The sequence below is a fragment of the Acidovorax sp. 107 genome (genome assembly GCF_003058055.1).
GTDB lineage: Bacteria > Pseudomonadota > Gammaproteobacteria > Burkholderiales > Burkholderiaceae_C > Acidovorax.
The window spans coordinates 1,008,204-1,029,658 of the sequence record NZ_QBTZ01000001.1; the positions used below are offsets into that span (position 1 = coordinate 1,008,204).

Here is a 21,455-nt window from a genome sequence, read left to right on the forward strand (position 1 = left end):
TGGATTGTAGGAAAACAGCGGGGCCGGCGGCGTGTGCTGTGTATTGCCATGTACAGGGCAAGCGTGTGACCCTCGCCATGTCCGGCGAACCTGCGAGGTCCGTGAGACGAATGGGTCAACGTGCGGGCGTTTTGGCTTTGCCGCTGTCACTGGCAGAAGCGGCTGTGACTTTCGGGTGGGACAGCAGGTAGTAGCGTTTGACCACGGCCTTTTGCCCCTCCGGGCCCCCGGCGACCAGCTCGCTGGCCAACTGCGCAGTGTCGGCCTGCAGGATGTCGATACCGTGTTCCCGCCCGTACAAGCGTGTTTGTGCGCTGCCGGTGGCAAACGACTTGCGTTTCGGGTCTTTCAGGTCTGGGTCGTTCCAGGTGCGCTCAACGGCCGTCCATTCCCAGCGCCGGTCTTCGGGCCACCAGGTACCCAGCAGCTCCGCATCGAACACCGTGCGCTGGCCACCACGGACCACGGTGAAGGTCTTGGCAAAAAAGTCCAGTGTGCGCAAGGTGCTGCCGGATAGATGCCGGCTGTTCAGCAACTGCTGGCGTTCGATGTGCGAGGCGAGGCTGGCGTCCAGCAGCGCCGCATCGCGTGCGGGCAGTCGTCCGCCAAAGGCGGCCTGCGCGTCGCGTTGCGGGACCATCGGCGGATTGGCGCTGGCCGCCAAGGGCAGGGTGCCAATCAACGCTGTCACCAGCAGGGCGCACAGCCGCGGCCGAATGAATTGCACAAACCGGTGGTCCAGAAACATGGAAGAGGTGGCACAGGCCAACAGGAAGTGTTGAAGAGGCTTGATCCGTATTTTTGTCGAACTGCGGGTGCTGCAGGGGGGGGGATGGCCCAAAAAAACCGCCCGAAGGCGGTTCTTGGTCGGGGAAGAGCGCCGTGGCGCCCCGGCCCTCAAAAACGCATCAGGCCGCAGCGACCTCAATGCCCTTGAACTCGCCCGAGGCGATGCGCTTTTGCCACTCGGCCGGGCCGGTGATGTGGGCGCTGGTGCCGCCAGCGTCCACGGCCACGGTCACAGGCATGTCCACCACGTCGAATTCGTAGATGGCTTCCATGCCCAGGTCGGCAAAGCCCACGACCTTGGCGGTCTTGATGGCCTTGGAGACCAGGTAGGCGGCGCCGCCCACGGCCATCAGGTAGGCGCTCTGGTGCTTCTTGATGGCCTCGATGGCGACCGGGCCGCGCTCGGCCTTGCCCACCATGGCGATCAGGCCGGTCTGGGCCAGCATCATCTCGGTGAAGCCGTCCATGCGCGTGGCGGTGGTGGGGCCTGCAGGGCCCACGGCCTCGCCCTTCACGGGGTCCACAGGGCCCACGTAGTAGATAACGCGGTTGGTGAAGTCCACGGGCAGCTTCTCGCCCTTGGCCAGCATGTCCTGGATGCGCTTGTGGGCGGCGTCACGGCCGGTCAGCATCTTGCCGTTGAGCAGCAGCGTGTCGCCGGGCTTCCAGCTGGCGACTTCTTCTTTGGTCAGCGTGTCGAGGTTGACCTTCTTGCTCTTGTTGTAGTCCGGCGCCCAGTCCACGTTGGGCCACAGGTCCAGGCTGGGGGGCGTGAGGTACACGGGGCCCGAGCCGTCCATCACGAAGTGCGCGTGGCGCGTGGCGGCGCAGTTGGGGATCATCGCAATCGGCTTGCTGGCCGCGTGCGTGGGGTACATCTTGATCTTGACGTCCAGCACCGTGGTCAGGCCGCCCAGGCCCTGCGCGCCAATGCCCAGGGCGTTGACCTTTTCAAACAGCTCCAGGCGCAGCTTTTCGACATTGTCGAGTTCGGCACCGCTGGCTTGCTTGGCTTGCAGTTCGTACATGTCCAGGTCGTCCATCAGGCTTTCCTTGGCCATGAGCACCGCCTTCTCCGCCGTGCCGCCAATGCCGATGCCCAGCATGCCGGGCGGGCACCAGCCGGCGCCCATGGTGGGCACGGTCTTGAGCACCCAGTCCACCACGTTGTCGCCGGGGTTGAGCATGTACATCTTGGACTTGTTCTCCGAGCCGCCGCCCTTGGCTGCCACCGTCACGTCCACGGTGTTGCCGGGCACGATCTCGGTGAAGATCACGGCGGGAGTGTTGTCCTTGGTGTTCTTGCGGGCGAACTGGGGGTCGGCCACGACCGAGGCGCGCAGCGTGTTGTCGGGGTGGTTGTAGCCACGGCGCACGCCTTCGTTGATGGCGTCATCCAGGCTGCCGGTGAAGCCTTCCCAGCGCACGTCCATGCCCACCTTCAGGAACACGTTGACGATGCCCGTGTCTTGGCAGATGGGGCGCTGGCCGGTGGCGCTCATCTTGCTGTTGGTGAGGATCTGCGCGATCGCATCCTTGGCCGCCGGGCTCTTTTCGCGCTCGTAGGCGCGGGCCAGGTGGGCGATGTAGTCGGTGGGGTGGTAGTAGCTGATGTACTGCAACGCGCCGGCAATGGATTCGATCAGGTCTTCTTGGCGAATGGTCGTCGTGGTCATGGCGGTGGGGTTTTAGGGAAAACGCGAACCCCGAATTATCCCCCGGCGGGCTTGCACGGTCCTGTCAGGGCCGATCAGGGCGGCCAAGAGAGGGTGGGGAGTGGCGCGCCTGGGGCTTCGGTGGGTATGCTGCGGCCTGGTGTTGTTCCCTCCACTCCCATTCGCTCGTTGAGCGCGCAAGGCCCACCCGTGAAAACATCCACCCCCGCTGCGATCGCCTACCGTACGGAAAAAGACACCTTCGGCCCCATCGATGTGCCTGCCCAGCGCCTGTGGGGCGCGCAGACCCAGCGCTCGCTGCACCACTTTGCCATCTCGGGCGAACGCATGGCACCCGAGCTGATCCGCGCGCTGGCCCAGGTGAAGCGGGCCAGTGCCTATGTGAACAACGAGCTGGGCCTGCTCGATGCGGCCAAGACCACCGCCATCGTGGCCGCGGCAGACGAGGTGATCAGCGGCGGCCACCTGCAGGAATTTCCGCTGGTGGTGTGGCAGACCGGCTCGGGCACCCAGACCAACATGAACATGAACGAGGTGCTGGCCAACCGCGCGAGCGAGCTGCTGGGTGGCCCGCGCGGCGAGGCGCGGCTGGTGCACCCCAATGACGAGGTGAACAAGAGCCAGTCGAGCAACGACGTGTTCCCCACCGCCATGCACCTGGCGGCGGTGGACGCGCTGATGCACCGCCTGCTGCCCGCACTGCACGGCCTGCGCACCACGCTGGCGGCCAAGGCCGAGGCGTTTGACGGCATCGTGAAGATTGGCCGCACGCATTTGCAGGACGCTACCCCGCTCACGCTGGGCCAGGAGATCTCGGGCTGGGTGGCGCAGTTGCAGCATGGTGAGCAGCATGTGCGTGCCGCGCTGCCGCACCTGTGCGAGCTGGCCCTGGGCGGCACGGCCGTGGGCACGGGGCTCAATGCGCCGGCCGGTTATGCCCAGGCCGTGGCCAAGGAGCTGGCCGACCTGACGGGCCTGCCGCTGGTCACGGCCCCCAACAAGTTCGAGGCCCTGGCCAGCTGCGATGCGCTGGTGCATGCCCATGGCGCGCTCAAGACCCTGGCAGCCAGCCTGATGAAGATCGCCAATGACGTGCGCTGGCTGGCCAGCGGCCCGCGCAGCGGGCTGGGCGAGATCACCATCCCCGAGAATGAGCCGGGCTCGTCCATCATGCCGGGCAAGGTCAACCCCACGCAGTGCGAGGCGCTGACCATGCTGTGCGCGCAGGTGCTGGGCAACGACGTGGCCATCAACATCGGCGGGGCCTCGGGCAACTTCGAGCTGAATGTGTTCCGCCCGATGGTGATCCACAACTTCTTGCAGAGTGTGCGCCTGCTGGCCGACGGCATGGCCAGCTTCAACGAGCACTGCGCCGTGGGCATCGAGCCCAACCAGGCGCGCATCAACGACCTGGTGGAGCAGTCGCTGATGCTGGTGACAGCGCTGAACCCGCACATCGGCTACGACAAGGCGGCCTTCATTGTCAAGAAGGCGCACAAGGAGGGCACCAGCCTGCGGGCAGCCGCCGTGGCCTCGGGCCATGTGACGGGCGAGCAGTTTGACCAGTGGGTGGTGCCGGGGGATATGGTCGGGCGCTGATTTCCTTCGTGCAGGCCCTAGGCCTGAGGCTTGCTCAGAAACGCCAGCAGTCTGCGCTCGGCAGCGCTCAGGCCACGGGGTGACGCAGCGCCGCCAAGGCGCGTCCACACCTGCTCACTGCGTGGGCTGGGGTCGGACGCGATCTGTGCGCCCAGCGCCAGGACGGCGGGGTGCACGTACGATTTCTTGCACACGGCGGGTGTGTTGCCCAGCTGGCGGGCCACCTCGGCCAGGATGGCCTGGGCGCTATAGCGCAGGCCCTTGTCCGTGGCGTTGGCGGTATCGGTGCCAGTGCCGGTGCAGGCCAGCCGGGTCAGCTCCAGGGCCTGCGTGGTCCCGTGCCAGGTGCGGAAGTCCTTGGCGGTAAAGCGTTCGCCGTCGGTGGTGCCAGCGGTGCGGCTGATCTCGTTCAGGTAGTCGTTCACGTCGCCGGAGCCCAGGGTGCGGAGGTTGCCGTCTTCATCCTCGTACTGAAAAAGCTCTTGCCCTGGCAACTGTTGGCAGCGGCGCACCACGCGGGCCACCTGCGGGTCGTTCAGGGTGGTCTCCTGCTGCACCCCGCTCTTGCCGCGAAAGCGCAGCCTCAGCTCGCTGCCCTGCAGCTGCGCATGCCTGGTGCGCAGCGTGGTCAGGCCATAAGAGCGGTTGGTGCTGGCGTACTCCTCATTGCCGACGCGTAGAAAAGTGGTGTCCAGCAGGCGCACCAGCGTGGCCAGCAGCCGTTCGCGCGTCAGCACCGGGCCTCGGCGGGGTGTGGCCAGGTCGCGCGCCACGCGGGCCCGGATGCGTGGCAGCGCGCTGCCAAAGGCCTGCATGTGCTCGAACTTTCCTTCGTCCCGCTGGCGGCGCCACATGGCGTGGTAGCGGTACTGGCGCCGCCCGCGTGCATCCAGTCCGGTGGCCTGCAGGTGTCCGTTGGGCAGGGGGCAGATCCACACCTGGGTGTAGGCCGGCGGGATGGCCAGGCGCCGGATGCGGTCGATCTCGGCCGGGTCTTGCAGCCACTGGCCATCAGGCTGGCGGTAGCGAAACGCCTTGGCGCCGCAGCGCACCCGGGTAATGCCCGGCAGTGTGGGGCTGACGTACACCAGGCCGCCTTGCAGTCCGGGTGGTGGGTAGGGGGCGGGTGCGGATGAGCGTGCCGAGGAAGGGGTGCCGAGCTGGGGGGATGCGGGCATGAGGGGCAGTGGATAAAGCCGGTGAGTGGGCTTTGATCACACCCGCTGGTGCCCGCGAGCGGTGTAGGCCTGTGGCGTGCGCTGCGGTGAGCGACCCGCGCAACCGTGCTGTGGAATCCGTGCCGCGATGTGGCGCTAAAAGAGGCTGTAGCGTATATTGAATATGCGGCTGCTGCTATCAAAATCGTATCAATCTGGCGCCGTCGGATCCAGCGCAAAGCCCACGCCATACACCGAGCGGATCCAGTCGCTGCCGTCTGTGCTGGCGGCCTTGAGCTTCTTGCGCAGGTTCTTGATGTGGCTGTCGATGGCGCGCTCGTTCACGTCCAGCGTGTCGTCATAGGCCTGGTCCAGCAACTGGGCCCGAGAGAAGATGCGTCCGGTCTGCCGCGCCAGCACCTGCAGCAGCTTGAACTCGCGCCGCGTGAGTCCCAGCGGCGTGCCGTGCAATGTGGCTTGCCAGTGGGACTCGTCCAGCATCAAGGCGGCGGTGGTTGTCTGGTGGGCTGGCGGCTCTTGTGCGGCAGCGGTGCGGCGCAGCACGGCCTTGACGCGGGCCACCACCTCGCGCGGTGAAAACGGCTTGCAGATGTAGTCGTCGGCGCCCAGCTCCAGACCGATGAGGCGGTCCACCTCTTCCACACGGGCCGTGAGCATGATGATGGGGTGCTGCGTGTGGCGCCGCGCCTGGCGCAATATCTCCAGGCCGTCCATGCCGGGCAGCATGATGTCCAGCAGCGTGAGGTCGGGCGGTGTGGTGATGAGGCTGGCGAGGGCTGCGCGGCCTTCGGCCTGGTGCTCCACCGTGTAGCCCGCGTGGCGCAGGTAGTCCACCACGATGGCGGCGATGTCGGGTTCGTCTTCGACGACAAGGATGCGGGGGCTCATGAAGGGTTGTCCAGCAAGGGCAGTTGCAGCGTGATGCGCAGGCCGCCGAGGGGAGAGGGTTCGGCCGTCAGTGTGCCGCTGTGGGCGAGCACGATGGCGCGGCAGATCGCCAGGCCCAGGCCCGAGCCGCCGTGGTCGCGGTTGCGCGAGGTTTCTGCGCGGTACAGGCGGTCAAAGATGCGGGGCAGCTCGTGCGCGGGCACACCGGGTGCGCTGTCGTCCAGCTGCACCTGCAGCTGCGGGACTCCATCGGCCGGTGGCAGCAGGCGTGCCGCAATGCGCAGCAGGCCGCCCGCGTCGGTGTAGCGCAGGCTGTTTTCCAGCAGGTTCAAAAACACCTGGTGCAGTTGCTGCGCGTCGCCGCGCACCAGGGGCGCGGGCTGAGCAGTCCCCTGTGCGGTCAAGGCGTCCAGGCCGGTGGTGTCGACATCAATCCCTGCCTGCGCCAGACGGGGGCGCATGGAGGCTAGCGCCTCGGCCAGCAGCGACAGCGGGTGAACGGGCACCTGGGCCGAGGGGGCGCTGGTGCCCACTACATCCAGGCTGGCGCGCAGGTCGCCCACGAGCTGGATCAGCCGCATCACCTGCCGGTGCAGGCGCAGCGCGGTCTTGTCGTCAAAGGGGCGGATGCCGTCCTGCACAGCCTCGATCTCGGCGCGCATGGCGGCCAGGGGCGTGCGCAGCTCGTGGGCCACGTCGCCCAGCCACTGGCGGCGGCTGGCCTCGATGCTGCCCAGCTGTTCGGCCATGGTGTTGAAGGTGCGGGCCAGCTGGGCTAGTTCGTCGTTGCCGTGCACGGGCACGCGGGTGTGCAGGTGGCCCTGCGCAATGCCGCGCGCCCCGGTGGCCAGCGCTTCGACCGGAGCGAGCCAGCGCCGTGCGAGCCAGCCCGACAGCAGCAATGCCAGCGCCAGACCGGCGAGGCCGGTCCACGCCACAAAGCCCAGGTGCTGGGCCAGAAAGGCCTGATCGGCCTCGCTGCGCACGCCCTGGGGCGGAGCAAGCACCAGGTGACCAATGACCTGGCCGTTGGCGCCGCGCAGTGCCAGGCGGGCGCCCCAGGGCTGGGGCGGAGTGCCTGCGACCAGCTGGTCTTGCGCGTCCAGCAGGCCCAGGCGGGGGTAGATGTCATCCGGGTGGCGCTGGGGGGGCGCGGGGCGGCGGTCTAAGGGGCGCAGGCTATCGGGTGGACGGGGTGGCAGGCCGTTGCTGGCGGCCATACCAATGTCACTGCCACTGTGACTGCCCGGAGGGGTGTGGGCCATGCCGGACGGCTCCAACGCGAGGTCCGGTGGCAAGGGGGGGGCTGCGAACGGCGCTGTGCCTGTGCGGTCAGGGGGAGATCCGTTCGCGGGGCGTGCGCTGCCCGGTCCGCGCGGGCCGCCGCCAGGGTGGGTCAGCAAACCCCACAGGGCAGCCTGCCCACGCAGGCTGTCCCAGCCGCCCGTCTGTGTGTGGTGGGACTGCAGGCGCTCGGCCAGCCAGTCCATGCGGGCCAGCTCGATCTCGGCGACATACGGCCCCAGGCCTCGCTGCAGGCCCAGGCGCGAGAACCCTACAAAGATCAGCAGCAGCGTCAGCAGCAGCGCGGCCAGGGCGATGAAGGCTTTGCGGTGCAGCGTCAGGTGGGGCACGGGGACGAGGGAGCGCAGGGGCGGCATGGTGGGTCAGCGGGCGGGGGGCGGGCCACCCGCGCCGGGGCCACCGGGCCCGCCAGCGGGCATGGCCACCAGGGTGCTGTCCATTGTGCGGCAAGTGCCTGCCAGGGTTTTGCCATCGGGCATGGTGAGCGTGACGGAGGCGCCTTCGGTCTTGCCCTTGCAGGCGGCGTAGGCCTCTGGGGGCGGCGCGGGCGGCGTGCCGCGGGCGGGCTGGGCGTGGCTGGGGGTTGCGGCGGCCAGGGAGATCAGAGCCAGGCTGGCGAGAAGGGTGTGAATCTGGTGCATGGTGTGCCTTAGAAAAGAGCGAAAGAAGCGATGGTGAGGGGGCTCAGACCGCGATCGAGATCGTGATGTTGGCGGAGTAGCCACCGCCGGAGTTGGCCTGCATGGTGGTCATCTCCAGATCGGTGCCGTCGCTGAACACGTTGTCGGTGGCGAAGGTGATGGAGGCCAGGTTGCGCACGCTGGCGCTGTAGCCGGAATTGGCGCTGTAAATGCTGCCGAGCAGTGCGGTGGGGAAGGCCAGCTGCGTAGTCTTGATCTTGTTGGCCGCCTTGGTGGCCGATGCCAGCGTGGGGTAGATCTCCAGGTGCATGTGTGGCATGCGGCCCGAGTAACAGCCGGGCACGATGGTGGTGAAGGTCACGGTGCCATTGGCATCCGTAGCCTGCACGCCGCGCAGGTAGTTGTCGGCGATGTTGTTGGAGGTGTAGACCGAGTAGTTGCCGTCTTGCGTGCAATGCCACAGGTAGATGGCGTACCCAGACAGCGGTGCGCAGCTGGCCTTGGTGTTGGTGAGCGTGATGGTGATGGACAGCGGCACCCCACTGACTTGGGTGGATGAACCCACCGAGCTGCGGATGTCCGAACGCACGATGCCGCTGAGCGCGAGCACGTTGTAGGTGTTGCTGCTGGCCGTGGAGCCGTCGGCAGGGTAGGGGCCGGCGGTTTCCTCGGGCACGACGGAACAGGTGGTGGTTGTGCCGGTGCCCGTGCTGGTGCCCGATCCGGTGCTGGACCCGGAGTCGGTGCTGGTGCTAGTGCTGTCGCTACTGCCGCCGCAGCCCCACAGGGTGGCGACGCTCAGGGAGCCGAGCGCGCTCAATGCTAGGCGACGGCTGGTGGCGGTGCGCGTGGACGGGGAGTCTTCCGCAGCGGGTGCTGGCGCCGTGGCAGCGGTCGGAGAGAGAGAGGGCAGAGGGGGCATGGATTTCTCCTTCGGGTGGGTCTGCACCGCACTGTGCCTACCGATTGAGGAGAAATCTGGGAGCGCTCAGGGCGCTGAATGCCGAAGCGTGTTTACTTCAAATTTGATAGCTATCAGCGCATATGCGACTGGCACTATTGGCACTTTTGACTGATATTCTGGTGCCCGGGGCTCCCCCCGCGTTGCCGGGGAGCCTGGGGACCGTCGCCGTGCTCAGTGGCTGTCCGACGAGTGCGACATCAGCCGGTCGGTCAGCGCAATCGCCAGGGCGCTGAGCAAGAACACCACATGGATGATGGTCTGCCACATCAGCACCTTGAGGTCGTAGTTGGCGGCGTTGATGAAGGTCTTGAGCAGGTGGATGGAGCTGATGCCGATGATGGCGGTGGCCAGCTTGACCTTGAGCACCGAGGCATTCACATGGCTCAGCCACTCGGGCTGGTCAGGGTGGTCTTCGAGGTGCAGGCGCGAGACGAAGGTCTCGTAGCCGCCCACGATCACCATGATCAGCAGGTTGGAGATCATGACCACGTCGATCAGCGCCAGCACCACCAGCATGATGATGGTTTCGTTGAGTGCTGTGACCTGGAAATCGCTCTTGTAACCAATGCTGGACACCAGGCTTTGCAGGGCTGCGGCGTTGCCAAAGGCGGCCTCGATCAGGTGCACCAGCTCCACCCAGAAATGGAACACATACACCGCCTGCGCCAGGATCAGGCCCAGGTACAGCGGCAATTGCAGCCACCGGCTGGCGAAGATCATCGAAGGCAGGGGGCGCAGTGGCGCGGGGGGCTTGTGTTGGGGAGAGGACATGGCACTCGCAAAGGGTTGCAGGAGGCGCGATTTTAGGGGGCCAGCATGTCCCTGCAATGGCAGGTGGGTCTGGGCATTTCAGGCCCGTGCCCTTGGCCGGGAACGACCTCGCCACCAGCGTGGGGGTGACCGCTCCGTCTGCAGCAGGCAGGCCGCGATGGCGTACTCTGTAAGCTTCGCGCCAGTCAGTGGCCTGTAAGTGCCGCGCCCGACAGTACCGCCCAATTCCAATTCCCATTAGATCCAGGAGACAACACCATGAGTGCGCCCACATCCGCCATCGAGTCCGTGCTGGTTGAGAACCGCGTGTTCCCGCCCTCGGACGCCATTGTCAAAGCCGCGCGCGTGTCCGGCATGGCGGGCTATGAGGCGCTGTGTGCCGAAGCCGAGAAGGACTTCGAGGGCTTCTGGGCGCGCCAGGCGCAGGGCAACCTGCAGTGGACCAAACCCTTTACGCGCACGCTGGACGAGTCCAACGCGCCGTTTTTCCAGTGGTTTGCCGACGGTGAACTCAACGCGTCGGCCAACTGCCTGGACCGCCACATCGGCACCCCCACCGAGAACAAGACGGCCATCATCTTTGAAGCCGACGATGGCACCGTTACCAACATCACCTACAAAGAGCTGCTGGCCCGCGTGAGCCAGTTTGCCAACGCGCTCAAGGCCCACGGCGTGGCCAAGGGCGACCGCGTTCTGATCTACATGCCCATGACCATCGAGGGCGTGATTGCCATGCAGGCCTGCGCCCGCATTGGCGCCACGCACAGTGTGGTGTTTGGTGGCTTCAGCGCCAAGGCGGTGCACGAACGCATCATCGACGCTGGTGCAGTGGCCGTGATCACCGCGAACTACCAGATGCGCGGCGGCAAGGAGCTGCCGCTCAAGGCGATCATCGACGAGGCTCTGGCGATGGGCGGTTGCGACACCCTCCGCAACGTGTTTGTCTACCAGCGCACGGCCACGGCGTGCAACATGGTGGCCGGACGCGACAAGACCTTTGCCGAAGCCCTGGCAGGCCAAAGCACAGAATGTGCCCCGGTGGCCGTGGGTGCCGAGCACCCGCTGTTCATCCTGTACACCAGCGGCTCCACCGGCAAGCCCAAGGGCGTGCAGCACAGCACCGGTGGCTACCTGCTGTGGGCCAAGATGACCATGGACTGGACGTTCGACCTGCGCGCCGAAGACGTGTTCTGGTGCACGGCCGACATCGGCTGGATCACTGGCCACACCTACGTGGCCTATGGCCCGCTGGCGGCAGGCGCCACGCAGATCATCTTTGAAGGCATCCCCACCTTCCCGAACGCAGGCCGCTTCTGGCAAATGATCGAGCGCCACAAGTGCACCATCTTCTACACTGCCCCTACCGCCATCCGCTCGCTCATCAAGGCGGCCGAAGCCGACGAGGCGGTGCACCCTGCACGCTCCGACCTGTCGAGCCTGCGCATCCTGGGCAGCGTGGGCGAGCCCATCAACCCAGAAGCCTGGATGTGGTACCACAAGAACGTGGGTGGCGAGCGTTGCCCCATCGTGGACACCTTCTGGCAAACCGAGACGGGCGGCCACGTCATCACCCCGCTGCCCGGCGCCACACCGCTGGTCCCCGGCAGCTGCACGCTGCCCCTGCCTGGCATCACCGCCGCCATCGTGGACGAGATGGGCAACGATGTGCCCAATGGCTCGGGGGGCATTCTGGTCATCAAGAAGCCCTGGCCCAGCATGATCCGCACCATCTGGAACGACCCCGAGCGTTTCAAGAAGAGCTACTTCCCTGAAGAACTCAAGGGCTACTACCTGGCCGGTGACGGCGCCGTGCGCAGTGCCGACCGGGGTTACTTCCGCATCACCGGCCGCATTGATGACGTTCTGAACGTGTCGGGCCATCGCATGGGCACGATGGAGATCGAATCGGCCCTGGTGTCCAAGACCGATCTGGTGGCCGAAGCCGCCGTGGTGGGCCGCCCTGATGATGTGACGGGCGAGGCCATTTGCGCGTTTGTGGTGCTCAAGCGCTCGCGCCCCACGGGCGAAGAAGCCAAGCAGATCGCCAACGAGCTGCGCAACTGGGTGGCCAAGGAAATCGGCCCCATTGCCAAGCCCAAGGACATCCGCTTTGGCGACAACCTGCCCAAGACCCGCAGCGGCAAGATCATGCGCCGCCTGCTGCGCAGCATTGCCAAGGGCGAGGCCATTACCCAGGACACCAGCACGCTGGAAAATCCCGCAATCCTGGATCAATTGGCCAAGGCCAATTGATCCAGGAGGCGCCGTGCAGCGGCGCCAGCGCGCGGCGCTCGCCGGTTTGGGGACACTCATATCGCGCCGCGATGTGACGTGGCCACAAACCCGTTGATCACCCCGGTACGTGATCGAAGCAGTGGGCCCGTTCACCCGGCGGGCCCGCAGCGCGCTTTGTAGGACGCAATCTCCAATTACTCCTCTGGAGCGTGTGAATCCCTGCGCATGCGTTACAACGGCAGCATGGCGTGGTCGGTCATCGTGACCGGGTGCCGTTGACCGGAGATTTCACATGCAACTGCGTTCCTTCGTTTTGCTGCTGACCGTGCTGGCCATCGCCGCACTGGCCGCCCTGAACTGGTCCACGCTGGCGGCTCCCTCCCTCGTATCGCTGGGTGTGGTGTCGTTTGAAGCACCCCTCGGCCTGCTGATGCTGGCACTTACCACGTTGCTGGGTATTTTCTTCTTGGCCTATGTGTTGTCGCTGCAGGGATCGGTGCTGCTCGAAACCCGCCGCCACACCAAAGAAATGCAGGTGCAGCGCGAACTGGCCGATAAGGCCGAGGCGTCCCGCTTCACGGAGCTGCGTGCCTTTCTGGAGGCCCAGCACAGCCAAGCCCATGCAGCCGTGCTGGCGCGTCTGGACCACCTGGAAGCCCGCCTCGCCGCGCGCGCCGAGGAGTCGGACAACACCACGGCGGCCTATGTCGGCCAGCTGGAGCAGCAATTGCGCTCCCGCCATGCGCTGGGTACGCCCGTCGTTTAGATCTGCAGGTCTGCCTGGCGCAGATTCCTGCGCTCCTGGCACCCCAGCTACAAAGCGCTTGGGCACAAAAAAAGCCGCGTCATAGGGTGCGCGGCTTTTTTATGGGTCCTTTCGGGCATCAAACCCGGAACCCTTTGGCTGCAGCCAATTATTTCTGCGTCAGCACCCAAGCGGCCAGCTTCTTGGCTTCAGCATCATTCACTTGGGCGTTGGCGGGCATGGGCACCGGGCCCCACACACCAGAGCCGCCCTTGATGATCTTGGCAGCCAGCTTGTCCACGGCGTCCTTTTGGCCAGCGTACTTGGCGGCTACATCCTTGTAGGCAGGCCCCACCAGTTTCTTGTCCACTGCGTGGCAAGCCATGCAGTTCTTGGAGGTGGCCAAGGCCAAGTCGGCCATCGCGGGTGCCGCAACCGACAGCGTCAAGGCAAGGGTGATCAGGGAACGCTTCATGGTGGGATTTCCTGTGGTTGAGTTACAGTGCTTTTAATGCGATTGTAGTGACTTGGGTTGACACGAAGTTGTCCCCGGTCAATCCCGCTTTTCGCGGCATTCTTTGGAGAGAGCGATGTATCTGCTGGGTCTGTCCCTTCTCGTGCTGGCACTGAAATATTTTGAAATTGGTCCCGTGGCCAACTGGTCCTGGTGGTGGGTGATGGCACCCTTCGGGGCCACGGCCTTGTGGTGGGCCTGGGCCGATTCCACCGGTTACACCAAGCGCAAGGCCATGGAGAAGATGGATCAGCGAAAGAAAGACCGCATCAACAAGAACAAGGAAGCTCTGGGCATTGCCCCCCGCAAACCGCGTTGAAGGCGGTTGCAGGGACTGCTTGGCAAGGCTCACACGGGCCTGCGGTGCGTTTGCTTTCGCCCGCCCGTCCGTGTCTCAATAGCCAAAGTCAAAGCCCGCAGCGCATCTTGTGCTGCGGGCTTTTGTTATGCGCCGCGGCTTTGGTGCCGAAAAGGCGCCGGGTTGCGCCGTTGTGTCACACCCGACTGTGCTGGGCTGTGATCAATAAGCGTCCAGCACCGCTCCCTTGCTAGCGCTCGATGCGTTGAACGCAAACTTGGCCTGCACACCACGGGTGTAGCGCGGCGCAGGCGCTGTCCAGGCTGCGCGGCGTTTTGTAATTTCTTCTTCCGGCACGTTCAGCTCCAGCAGCAGCTGGCGCGCGTCAATGGTGATGCTGTCGCCCTCTTTGACAAAAGCGATGGTGCCGCCCGCCGCGGCCTCGGGCGCCACGTGGCCCACCACCATGCCCCAGGTGCCGCCGGAGAAGCGGCCGTCGGTGATCAGGCCCACGCTCTCGCCCAAGCCCGCGCCGATCAGCGCGCCTGTGGGCGCCAGCATCTCGGGCATGCCCGGGCCGCCCTTGGGGCCCAGGTAGCGCAGCACCATCACGTCGCCTGCCTTGATCTTGCCCGCCAAGATGGCTTCGAGTGCCGACTGCTCGTCGTCGAACACGCGGGCGGGGCCGGTGATCACAGGGTTCTTCAGGCCCGTGATCTTGGCCACGGCGCCTTCGGGGCTCAGGTTGCCCTTCAGGATGGCCAGGTGGCCTTGTGCGTACATGGGGTTGCTGATGGGGCGGATCACGTCCTGGTCGGCGCGCGGCTGGTCGGGCACGTCCTTCAGCACCTCGGCAATCGTCCTGCCTTCGATGGTGAGGCAGTCGCCGTGCAGCAAACCTGCATTCAGCAAAATCTTCATGACCTGCGGGATGCCGCCTGCGCGGTGCAGGTCCACGGCCAGGTATTTTCCGCTGGGCTTCAAGTCGCACAGCACAGGGGTCTTCACGCGCACGCGCTCGAAGTCGTCAATGCTCCACTCCACGCCTGCTGCATGGGCAATCGCCAGGAAGTGCAGCACCGCGTTGGTCGATCCGCCCGTGGCCATGATGACGGCCACAGCGTTCTCGATGGACTTTTTGGTCACGATGTCGCGCGGCTTGATGTCCTTCTTGATGGCCTCAATCAGCACCTTGGCCGACTCCCTGGCCGAGTTCATCTTCTCGTCGTGCGGGTTTGCCATGGTGGACGAATACGGCAGGCTGATGCCCAGGGCCTCGAACGCGCTGCTCATGGTGTTGGCGGTGTACATGCCGCCGCACGAGCCCGTGCCGGGGATGGCGCGCTTCTCGATCTCCTTGAGGTCGAAGTCGCTGAGCTTGCCTGCCGCGTTCTCGCCCACCGCCTCGAACACGCTCACGATGTTCAGGTCCTTGCCCTGGTAGTGGCCGGGCAGGATGGTGCCGCCGTACACATAGATGGCGGGCACGTTGGCGCGCAGCATGCCCATCAGGCCGCCGGGCATGTTCTTGTCGCAGCCGCCGACCACCAGCACGCCGTCCATCCACTGGCCGCCCACGCAGGTTTCGATGCAGTCGCTGATGACTTCTCGGCTCACCAAGCTGTACTTCATGCCCTCGGTGCCCATGGCCATGCCGTCGCTGATGGTGGGGGTGCCAAACACCTGGGCATTGCCACCGGCTTCCTCAATGCCCGCAATGGCCGCGTCGGCCAGCTTTTGCAGGCCGCTGTTGCAGGGCGTGATGGTGCTGTGGCCGTTGGCCACGCCCACCATGGGTTTCACGAAGTCGCCTTCCTCGTAGCCCATGGCGTAGTACATGGAGCGGTTGGGTGCGCGCGACTTGCCCTGGGTGATGTTGGCGCTGCGGCGGTTGATGGGCGCGGAGGGCTTGCTGGAGTCGGTCATCGTGGGGCGTCCTGGTGTCGGGTTGGGGGGCTGGAGCGGAATGGATCATTCTGCCAGCGCCGTCGCAGTGCGTGGGGTCTGCCCCCGCAATCCCCAACCCCGCCGCCCCGTGCGGGCCCAGAGGGCTGGGCGATAATTGACAGGTTTGCCCCCGGCACGGCTCAAGAGGTTGGTTGCACGGGTGCGCGAGGGGCCTTTATTCCGGCGGCCCGCTTCCCTTCCAGCGATTTTTCAGAAGCCAGCACGATGCCCATCTACCGTTCCAAAACCTCCACCGCCGGTCGCAACATGGCAGGCGCGCGTTCCCTGTGGCGCGCCACCGGCATGAAAGACGATGACTTCAGCAAGCCGATCATCGCGGTGGTCAATTCGTTCACCCAGTTCGTGCCCGGCCACGTGCACCTGAAGGACCTGGGCCAGCTGGTGGCCCGCGAGATCGAAGCCGCTGGCGGCGTGGCCAAGGAGTTCAACACCATCGCCGTGGACGACGGCATTGCCATGGGCCACGACGGCATGCTGTATTCGCTGCCCAGCCGCGACATCATTGCCGACTCGGTCGAGTACATGGTCAGCGCGCACTGCGCCGACGCCATGGTCTGCATCTCCAACTGCGACAAGATCACCCCCGGCATGTTGATGGCCGCCATGCGGCTGAACATCCCGGTGATCTTCGTTTCGGGCGGCCCCATGGAAGCGGGCAAGACCCGCCTGGCCAACCCGGTCACCAAGGTCATGGAGTTCAAGAAGCTCGACCTGGTGGACGCGATGGTGATTGCCGCCGACACCAACTACTCCGACGCCGACGTGGCCGAGGTCGAGCGTTCGGCCTGCCCCACCTGCGGCTCGTGCTCGGGCATGTTCACCGCCAACTCCATGAACTGCCTGACGGAGGCGCTGGGCCTGTCGCTGCCCGGCAATGGCACGGTGGTGGCCACCCACGCTGACCGCGAACAGCTCTTCAAGCGCGCTGGTCGCCGCATCGTGGAAATCGCCAAGCAGTATTACGAGCAGGACGACGAACGGGTGCTGCCCCGCTCGGTGGGCTTCAAGGCGTTTGAAAACGCCATGACACTGGACATCGCCATGGGCGGCTCCACCAACACCATCCTGCACCTGCTGGCCATTGCGAGCGAAGCGGAGATTCCGTTCACGATGGCCGACATCGACCGTCTCTCGCGCGTTGTGCCGCAGCTGTGCAAGGTGGCGCCCAACACCAACAAGTACCACATCGAAGACGTGCACCGCGCTGGCGGCATCATGGCCATCCTGGGCGAGCTGGACCGTGCAGGCAAGCTGCACACTGACGTGCCCACCGTGCACACCGCCACGCTGAAAGACGCGCTGGACCAGTGGGACATCGTGCGCACGCAGGACGATGCTGTGCGCACCTTCTACATGGCCGGCCCCGCTGGCGTGCCCACGCAGGTGGCGTTCAGCCAGAACACCCGCTGGCCTAGCCTGGACCTGGACCGTGCCGAGGGCTGCATCCGCTCGTACGACCACGCCTTCAGCAAGGAAGGCGGCCTGGCCGTGCTGACAGGCAACATCGCTGTGGACGGCTGCGTGGTCAAGTCGGCCGGTGTGGACGAAAGCATCCTGGTGTTCGAGGGCACGGCCCACGTGACGGAGTCGCAGGACGAGGCCGTGGCCAACATCCTGGCCGACAAGGTCAAGGCCGGTGACGTGGTCATCGTGCGCTACGAAGGCCCCAAGGGCGGCCCCGGCATGCAAGAAATGCTCTACCCCACGAGCTACATCAAGTCCAAGGGCCTGGGCAAGGCCTGCGCGCTGCTGACGGACGGGCGCTTCTCGGGCGGCACCTCGGGCCTGTCGATCGGCCACTGCTCGCCCGAAGCGGCTGCGGGCGGCGCGATTGGCCTGGTTCAGAACGGCGACCGCATCCGCATCGACATTCCCAACCGCACGATCAATGTGCTGGTGAGCGATGAAGAACTCGCCAAGCGCCGCGAAGCGCAGAACGCCAAGGGCTGGAAGCCCGCCCAGCCGCGCCCGCGCAAGGTGTCGGCCGCGCTCAAGGCCTATGCCAAGCTGGTGATGTCCGCCGACAAGGGCGCCGTGCGCGATTTGTCGCTGCTGGACGACTGAGGGTGGTTTTGCGGGGCCCGGTGCCCTGCTGCCGCTTAGAAGCCGCGCCCTGAGAGCGCGGCTTTTTTATGGGCGCTCTACTTTTGATAGCTGTCGACGCATGATGGACTAGCGCTTCCTCGGCTTTTTATTCAAAAACGGGTTGTGTGGCTCCAGCGGATCGCCCTGGCGCCGCAGTGGCCACCCGGTGGTCTTGCCCGGCGCATGCGGCCCTGCGTACGGGGTCATCGCCAGCGCGGGCACAATACCCGCCACCATGTTGACCTATCCCCACATCGACCCCGTCGCCCTGCAGATCGGCCCGCTGGCTGTGCACTGGTATGGCCTGACCTATCTTGCGGCCTTTGGCCTGTTCATGTTGCTGGGCATCCGGCGCCTGCAGCACCCGCCCTATGCTTCCATCACAGGGCCCGGCGCCTGGACGCGCAAGGATGTCGAAGACATCCTCTTTCTGGGAGTGGCGGGTGTGGTCATTGGCGGCCGGCTGGGCTACTGCCTGTTCTACAAGCCGGGCTACTACCTGAGCCACCCGCTCGAGATTTTTGCTGTGTGGCAGGGCGGCATGGCCTTCCATGGCGGGCTGCTGGGTGTGGTGGTCTCCATGCTGTGGTTTGCCCATTCGCGCCAGCGCCCCTGGCTGCAGGTGGCTGATTTTGTGGCGCCCTGCGTGCCCACCGGGCTGGCGGCGGGGCGAGTGGGCAACTTCATCAACGGCGAGCTGTGGGGCCGCTTTGCCAGCCCTGATCTGCCCTGGGGCATGGTGTTTGCGCACAGCGGCTCCATGCAACCGCGCCACCCGTCGCAGGTCTACCAGTTCCTGATGGAAGGGTTGCTGCTGTTCGTCCTGCTGTGGCTGTATGCGCGCAAGGAGCGTCGCCAGGGGCAGGTGGCCGCCGCCTTCCTGTTCGGCTACGGCGTGTTCCGTTTCATTGCCGAATACTTCCGCGAGCCCGATGCCTTCCTGGGCATCTTGTCGCTGGGCATGAGCATGGGGCAGTGGCTGTGCGTGCCCATGATCGTGGGCGGTGTTGCGCTGTGGCTGTGGGCAGAACGTCAGCCTGCGCGGGTTTCGGGTTCGCGGTGAAATTGAACCACCCTGAGGAGGCTTGACTTGCGCAGGGGCTTGCTGAGCGGGCCGGGCGGCTTGCCTGCGGGGGAGGGTAGGCGGGCGTGATGGGTGACGATTGGGTGGACACGGTCCCCTGTGTCGGCACCATGGTGGCGACACCTCGCCCGCCTGCTTTCCGGGTGGACGAGGGAACGCGGCGCCTTGGCATCTCGGCGCAGCCGCTGATGCCACTCGGCAACCGGTCCCTCCGCCGTTCCTTCTCAACCAAGTTCAACCAAGTTCAACCAAGTGCCTCCATGAGGCTCATGACATACATGATGAAAAAACTACTGCTGGGACTGCTCGCTCTTGCGGTGCTGCTGGCTGCGGCCTTGGGTATCAACACCTTGCGCAAGGGCTCGCGCCAGATGGCGGTGGCGCCCATTGCCCGCTTGCCAGTGGACGATGCCGCCGCCGCCCAGCGCTTGGCCGAGGCAGTCCGTCTGCGCACCGAGTCCTCGCGCGACGACGCCACCGCCAGTACCGGGCAGTTTTTGCAGTTCCACGTGCTGCTGCAGGAGCGGTTCCCGCTGGTGCATGCCAAGCTCAAGCGCGAGGTGGTGGGTGACTTGAGCCTGCTCTACACCTGGCCTGGTAGCGATGCGAGTGCTGCGCCCGTGATGCTGCTGGCCCACCAGGACGTGGTGCCTGTTGCCCCTGGCACCGAGGGCGACTGGGCGCAGCCTCCCTATTCCGGCGCGATCAAGGACGGGTTCGTCTGGGGCCGTGGCTCCTGGGACGACAAAGGCAACCTGATGAGCCAGCTTGAAGCCGTGGAGATGCTTCTGGCGGCTGGCTTCCAGCCCCAGCGCACCATCTATCTGGCTTTCGGCGCCGATGAGGAAGTGGGCGGGCTGCGCGGGGCTGCCCAGATCGCCGCCCTGCTGCAGGAGCGCAAGGTGCATCTCGATTTTGTGATCGATGAGGGCTTGCTGATTCTCGACGGCGTGATGCCGGGGCTGGACAAGCCTGCGGCGCTCATCGGCGTGGCGGAAAAGGGCTACATGTCGGTGGTGATGAAGATGTCGGGCACACCGGGGCATTCGTCCATGCCGCCCCACAAGGGCAGCAGCGCCATCGCCATGGTGAGCGACGCGCTGCGGCGTCTTGACGAGGAGCAGTTGCCTGGCGGCATTCGCGGGGTGGCGGGTGAGATGTTCGACACCCTGGCGCCCGAGATGGGCGGGGTGAACCGTGTTGTGCTGTCCAATCTGTGGTTGTTCCGGCCGGTGGTGCAAAAGCAGCTCGAGGGAGCCTCCAGCACCAATGCCATGTTGCGCACCACCACGGCGCTGACCATCGTGAACGCCGGCAACCGCGACAACGTGGTGCCCGGTCGCGCCGAAGCCACGGTCAACTTCCGCCTGCTGCCGGGCGATACCAAGGAGCAGGTGATGGACCATGTGCGCAGCAAGATCAGCGCACCCGCGGCGCAGTACGAGCTGAGCACGTTGCCCGGCGCGGTGGATGCCTCCAAGGTAGCACCCACGGACTCCACCCAGTACCGCCTGCTCAACCAGACCATCCGGGAGATCTTTCCCGATGTGCTGGTGGCCCCGGGCCTCATGGTGGCGGGGACCGATTCGCAGCACTATGGCGCCATCAGCGACCACATCTTCAAGTTCTCGCCTGTGCGTGCGAATTCGGAAGACCTGAAGCGCTTTCACGGCACCAACGAGCGCCTGGACATTGCCAACTACGCAGACGCCATTCGCTTTTACCACCGGCTGATCGGGCAGATCAGCCAGAAGGACCCCAAGCCCTGACGCGGGGGCTTAACCGTGTGGATCACTGCGGCGCGCCATGGTCCACAGTGCTGCCACCACGATGAGCCCACCCCCTACCCAGCCCGTGGTGCTGAGTTGCTCGCCCAACCAGAACACCGCAAACAGCGCGCCAAAGGCGGGCTCACTGCTGGTCAGCAAGCCCACCCGCGTGGGCGAGCTGTGGCGCAGTGCCCAGTTCTGGGCCACAAACGCAAACACCGTGCAGCCCGCCACCAGGTAGACGCAGGCCCACCAGAAAGCGCTGGCCTGGGTGATCGATGGCAGCGGGGGCAGTTTGCCCGGCAAGGCCAGCGCCAGCAGCAGGCAGCCCACTCCGATGACGCCCGACTGCACCGCCGTGAGGGCCAGCACCGGCGCATTGCGGCGGCGGGTGAGCCGCGTGGTTTGGCACACCGTGATGGCGCGCAGCACAGCGGCCGCCAGCATCAGCGCGTCGCCCCAGCCCCACCGGCCCGTGTAACCCCCGCTGAGCAGGGCTGCGCCCAGCAGTGATGCGGCAGCAAAACCAAACATCGCGCGCTCGGGCCGCTGGCGCAGCAGCCACCACTCGGCAAACGGTGTGAACACCACGCACAGGCTGATCAGAAACGCTGCATTGCTGGCCTGCGTGAGTGCCAGGCCAAAGGTCTCGCACAGAAAGATGCCCAGCATCAGCACGCCCAGCGGCAGGCCCGCCACCAGCGCATCGCGCCGCTCGGGCGCACTGGCGCGCAGCAGGGCAGGGAGCAGCACGGCAAAGGTCAGGAGGAAGCGCACGGCCAAAAAGCCCAGTACCGGGTAGAACACCAGGGCCCCCTTGGCCACGCCATAGCTCGTGCCCCACACCACGGCCACCATCAGCAGGGCCAGGTCAGACAGGCGCGGGGCCAGCGGGGAGGGGGCGGACAGGGGCAGGGTGTGTGACATGGGAATGCAGTCGGTTGGA

Annotated in this window: 18 protein-coding genes; 7 read left to right on the plus strand and 11 right to left on the minus strand. The window is 65.8% G+C overall.

Annotated features, from left to right (window positions below):
- Positions 1-115: 115 nt before the first annotated feature.
- Together C8C99_RS04790 and C8C99_RS04795 are read right to left on the minus strand one after the other, a co-directional pair.
- Entirely contained in the window at positions 116-748 is a 633-nt protein-coding gene (locus C8C99_RS04790) for a DUF6882 domain-containing protein (RefSeq protein WP_056638176.1), read from the minus strand.
- A gap of 160 nt (positions 749-908) precedes the next feature.
- Entirely contained in the window at positions 909-2,465 is a 1,557-nt protein-coding gene (locus tag C8C99_RS04795; RefSeq protein WP_056638179.1) for a fumarate hydratase, read from the minus strand.
- A 213-nt stretch (positions 2,466-2,678) separates the two neighbouring features.
- Between C8C99_RS04795 and fumC the strand changes: the two genes are divergently transcribed.
- Positions 2,679-4,064, plus strand: coding sequence for a class II fumarate hydratase (fumC, locus tag C8C99_RS04800; RefSeq protein WP_108627044.1), 1,386 nt, complete (start codon positions 2,679-2,681; stop codon positions 4,062-4,064).
- Between the two features lie 17 nt (positions 4,065-4,081).
- Here the strand turns inward: fumC and C8C99_RS04805 are convergent, their stop codons facing one another.
- The 6 genes from C8C99_RS04805 to C8C99_RS04830 all read right to left on the minus strand — a co-directional run bounded on the left by C8C99_RS04805 (position 4,082) and on the right by C8C99_RS04830 (position 9,811).
- Positions 4,082-5,242 (minus strand): DNA topoisomerase IB, encoded by a 1,161-nt coding sequence (locus C8C99_RS04805; protein WP_108625120.1) that lies wholly within the window; start codon positions 5,240-5,242, stop codon positions 4,082-4,084.
- A 189-nt stretch (positions 5,243-5,431) separates the two neighbouring features.
- A complete protein-coding gene (locus C8C99_RS04810; RefSeq protein WP_056638182.1) occupies positions 5,432-6,130 on the minus strand; it encodes a response regulator in 699 nt (232 codons plus the stop codon).
- Positions 6,127-7,791, minus strand: a complete 1,665-nt coding sequence (locus tag C8C99_RS04815; RefSeq protein WP_108625121.1) for an ATP-binding protein — start codon at positions 7,789-7,791, stop codon at positions 6,127-6,129. Before C8C99_RS04815 ends, C8C99_RS04810 begins: the two co-directional genes overlap by 4 nt.
- Before the next feature lie 6 nt (positions 7,792-7,797).
- Positions 7,798-8,076: a hypothetical protein gene (locus C8C99_RS04820; protein ID WP_056638187.1), complete on the minus strand. Its 279-nt coding sequence runs from the start codon at positions 8,074-8,076 to the stop codon at positions 7,798-7,800.
- 43 nt (positions 8,077-8,119) lie between these two features.
- On the minus strand, positions 8,120-8,998 hold the full coding sequence (locus C8C99_RS04825; protein ID WP_108625122.1) for an intradiol ring-cleavage dioxygenase: 879 nt from the start codon (positions 8,996-8,998) through the stop codon (positions 8,120-8,122).
- 213 nt (positions 8,999-9,211) lie between these two features.
- The gene (locus tag C8C99_RS04830) at positions 9,212-9,811 is read right to left on the minus strand and encodes a TIGR00645 family protein (protein WP_056638193.1); all 600 of its coding nucleotides are present in this window, start codon (positions 9,809-9,811) and stop codon (positions 9,212-9,214) included.
- A 258-nt stretch (positions 9,812-10,069) separates the two neighbouring features.
- On the opposite strand from C8C99_RS04830, the gene acs reads away from it, so the two are divergent.
- Both acs and C8C99_RS04840 read left to right on the plus strand, forming a co-directional pair.
- Positions 10,070-12,064 carry an acetate--CoA ligase gene (gene acs, locus C8C99_RS04835; RefSeq protein WP_056638196.1) on the plus strand — a complete coding sequence of 665 codons (1,995 nt, stop codon included), beginning with the start codon at positions 10,070-10,072 and terminating at the stop codon, positions 12,062-12,064.
- Positions 12,065-12,338: 274 nt separating this feature from the next.
- Positions 12,339-12,812 carry a hypothetical protein gene (locus C8C99_RS04840; RefSeq protein ID WP_056638200.1) on the plus strand — a complete coding sequence of 158 codons (474 nt, stop codon included), beginning with the start codon at positions 12,339-12,341 and terminating at the stop codon, positions 12,810-12,812.
- Positions 12,813-12,960: 148 nt separating this feature from the next.
- On the opposite strand, the gene C8C99_RS04845 is transcribed toward C8C99_RS04840, so the two are convergent.
- Positions 12,961-13,266, minus strand: a complete 306-nt coding sequence (locus C8C99_RS04845; RefSeq protein WP_015014827.1) for a c-type cytochrome — start codon at positions 13,264-13,266, stop codon at positions 12,961-12,963.
- A 115-nt stretch (positions 13,267-13,381) separates the two neighbouring features.
- On the opposite strand from C8C99_RS04845, the gene C8C99_RS04850 reads away from it, so the two are divergent.
- A complete protein-coding gene (locus C8C99_RS04850) occupies positions 13,382-13,624 on the plus strand; it encodes a TIGR04438 family Trp-rich protein (RefSeq protein WP_056638203.1) in 243 nt (80 codons plus the stop codon).
- Positions 13,625-13,825: 201 nt separating this feature from the next.
- Here C8C99_RS04850 and ilvD (C8C99_RS04855) read toward each other — a convergent pair whose 3' ends face one another.
- Entirely contained in the window at positions 13,826-15,529 is a 1,704-nt protein-coding gene (gene ilvD / locus C8C99_RS04855) for a dihydroxy-acid dehydratase (RefSeq protein WP_056638205.1), read from the minus strand.
- Between the two features lie 246 nt (positions 15,530-15,775).
- On the opposite strand from ilvD (C8C99_RS04855), the gene ilvD (C8C99_RS04860) reads away from it, so the two are divergent.
- The 3 genes from ilvD (C8C99_RS04860) to C8C99_RS04870 all read left to right on the plus strand — a co-directional run bounded on the left by ilvD (C8C99_RS04860) (position 15,776) and on the right by C8C99_RS04870 (position 20,509).
- Complete coding sequence (ilvD, locus tag C8C99_RS04860; RefSeq protein WP_108625123.1) at positions 15,776-17,635, plus strand: dihydroxy-acid dehydratase; 1,860 nt, start codon at positions 15,776-15,778, stop codon at positions 17,633-17,635.
- 256 nt (positions 17,636-17,891) lie between these two features.
- Complete coding sequence (gene lgt / locus C8C99_RS04865; protein WP_056638452.1) at positions 17,892-18,719, plus strand: prolipoprotein diacylglyceryl transferase; 828 nt, start codon at positions 17,892-17,894, stop codon at positions 18,717-18,719.
- A 299-nt stretch (positions 18,720-19,018) separates the two neighbouring features.
- Complete coding sequence (locus C8C99_RS04870; RefSeq protein WP_056638455.1) at positions 19,019-20,509, plus strand: M20 family peptidase; 1,491 nt, start codon at positions 19,019-19,021, stop codon at positions 20,507-20,509.
- Positions 20,510-20,518: 9 nt separating this feature from the next.
- On the opposite strand, the gene C8C99_RS04875 is transcribed toward C8C99_RS04870, so the two are convergent.
- Entirely contained in the window at positions 20,519-21,436 is a 918-nt protein-coding gene (locus C8C99_RS04875; RefSeq protein WP_056638211.1) for a DMT family transporter, read from the minus strand.
- Positions 21,437-21,455 lie beyond the last annotated feature (19 nt).

Bases quoted from the DNA above. Each gene is read 5' to 3' on its own strand.
- C8C99_RS04830 (WP_056638193.1), bottom strand. From the start codon at position 9,811: ATGTCCTCTCCCCAACACAAGCCCCCCGCGCCACTGCGCCCCCTGCCT.
- C8C99_RS04870 (WP_056638455.1), top strand. From the start codon at position 19,019: ATGATGAAAAAACTACTGCTGGGACTGCTCGCTCTTGCGGTGCTGCTG.
- C8C99_RS04795 (WP_056638179.1), bottom strand. From the start codon at position 2,465: ATGACCACGACGACCATTCGCCAAGAAGACCTGATCGAATCCATTGCC.
- ilvD (WP_056638205.1), bottom strand. From the start codon at position 15,529: ATGACCGACTCCAGCAAGCCCTCCGCGCCCATCAACCGCCGCAGCGCC.
- C8C99_RS04790 (WP_056638176.1), bottom strand. From the start codon at position 748: ATGTTTCTGGACCACCGGTTTGTGCAATTCATTCGGCCGCGGCTGTGC.
- ilvD (WP_108625123.1), top strand. From the start codon at position 15,776: ATGCCCATCTACCGTTCCAAAACCTCCACCGCCGGTCGCAACATGGCA.
- C8C99_RS04875 (WP_056638211.1), bottom strand. From the start codon at position 21,436: ATGTCACACACCCTGCCCCTGTCCGCCCCCTCCCCGCTGGCCCCGCGC.
- C8C99_RS04845 (WP_015014827.1), bottom strand. From the start codon at position 13,266: ATGAAGCGTTCCCTGATCACCCTTGCCTTGACGCTGTCGGTTGCGGCA.
- C8C99_RS04825 (WP_108625122.1), bottom strand. From the start codon at position 8,998: ATGCCCCCTCTGCCCTCTCTCTCTCCGACCGCTGCCACGGCGCCAGCA.
- C8C99_RS04805 (WP_108625120.1), bottom strand. From the start codon at position 5,242: ATGCCCGCATCCCCCCAGCTCGGCACCCCTTCCTCGGCACGCTCATCC.
- C8C99_RS04820 (WP_056638187.1), bottom strand. From the start codon at position 8,076: ATGCACCAGATTCACACCCTTCTCGCCAGCCTGGCTCTGATCTCCCTG.
- lgt (WP_056638452.1), top strand. From the start codon at position 17,892: ATGTTGACCTATCCCCACATCGACCCCGTCGCCCTGCAGATCGGCCCG.
- C8C99_RS04840 (WP_056638200.1), top strand. From the start codon at position 12,339: ATGCAACTGCGTTCCTTCGTTTTGCTGCTGACCGTGCTGGCCATCGCC.
- C8C99_RS04850 (WP_056638203.1), top strand. From the start codon at position 13,382: ATGTATCTGCTGGGTCTGTCCCTTCTCGTGCTGGCACTGAAATATTTT.
- C8C99_RS04815 (WP_108625121.1), bottom strand. From the start codon at position 7,791: ATGCCGCCCCTGCGCTCCCTCGTCCCCGTGCCCCACCTGACGCTGCAC.
- acs (WP_056638196.1), top strand. From the start codon at position 10,070: ATGAGTGCGCCCACATCCGCCATCGAGTCCGTGCTGGTTGAGAACCGC.
- C8C99_RS04810 (WP_056638182.1), bottom strand. From the start codon at position 6,130: ATGAGCCCCCGCATCCTTGTCGTCGAAGACGAACCCGACATCGCCGCC.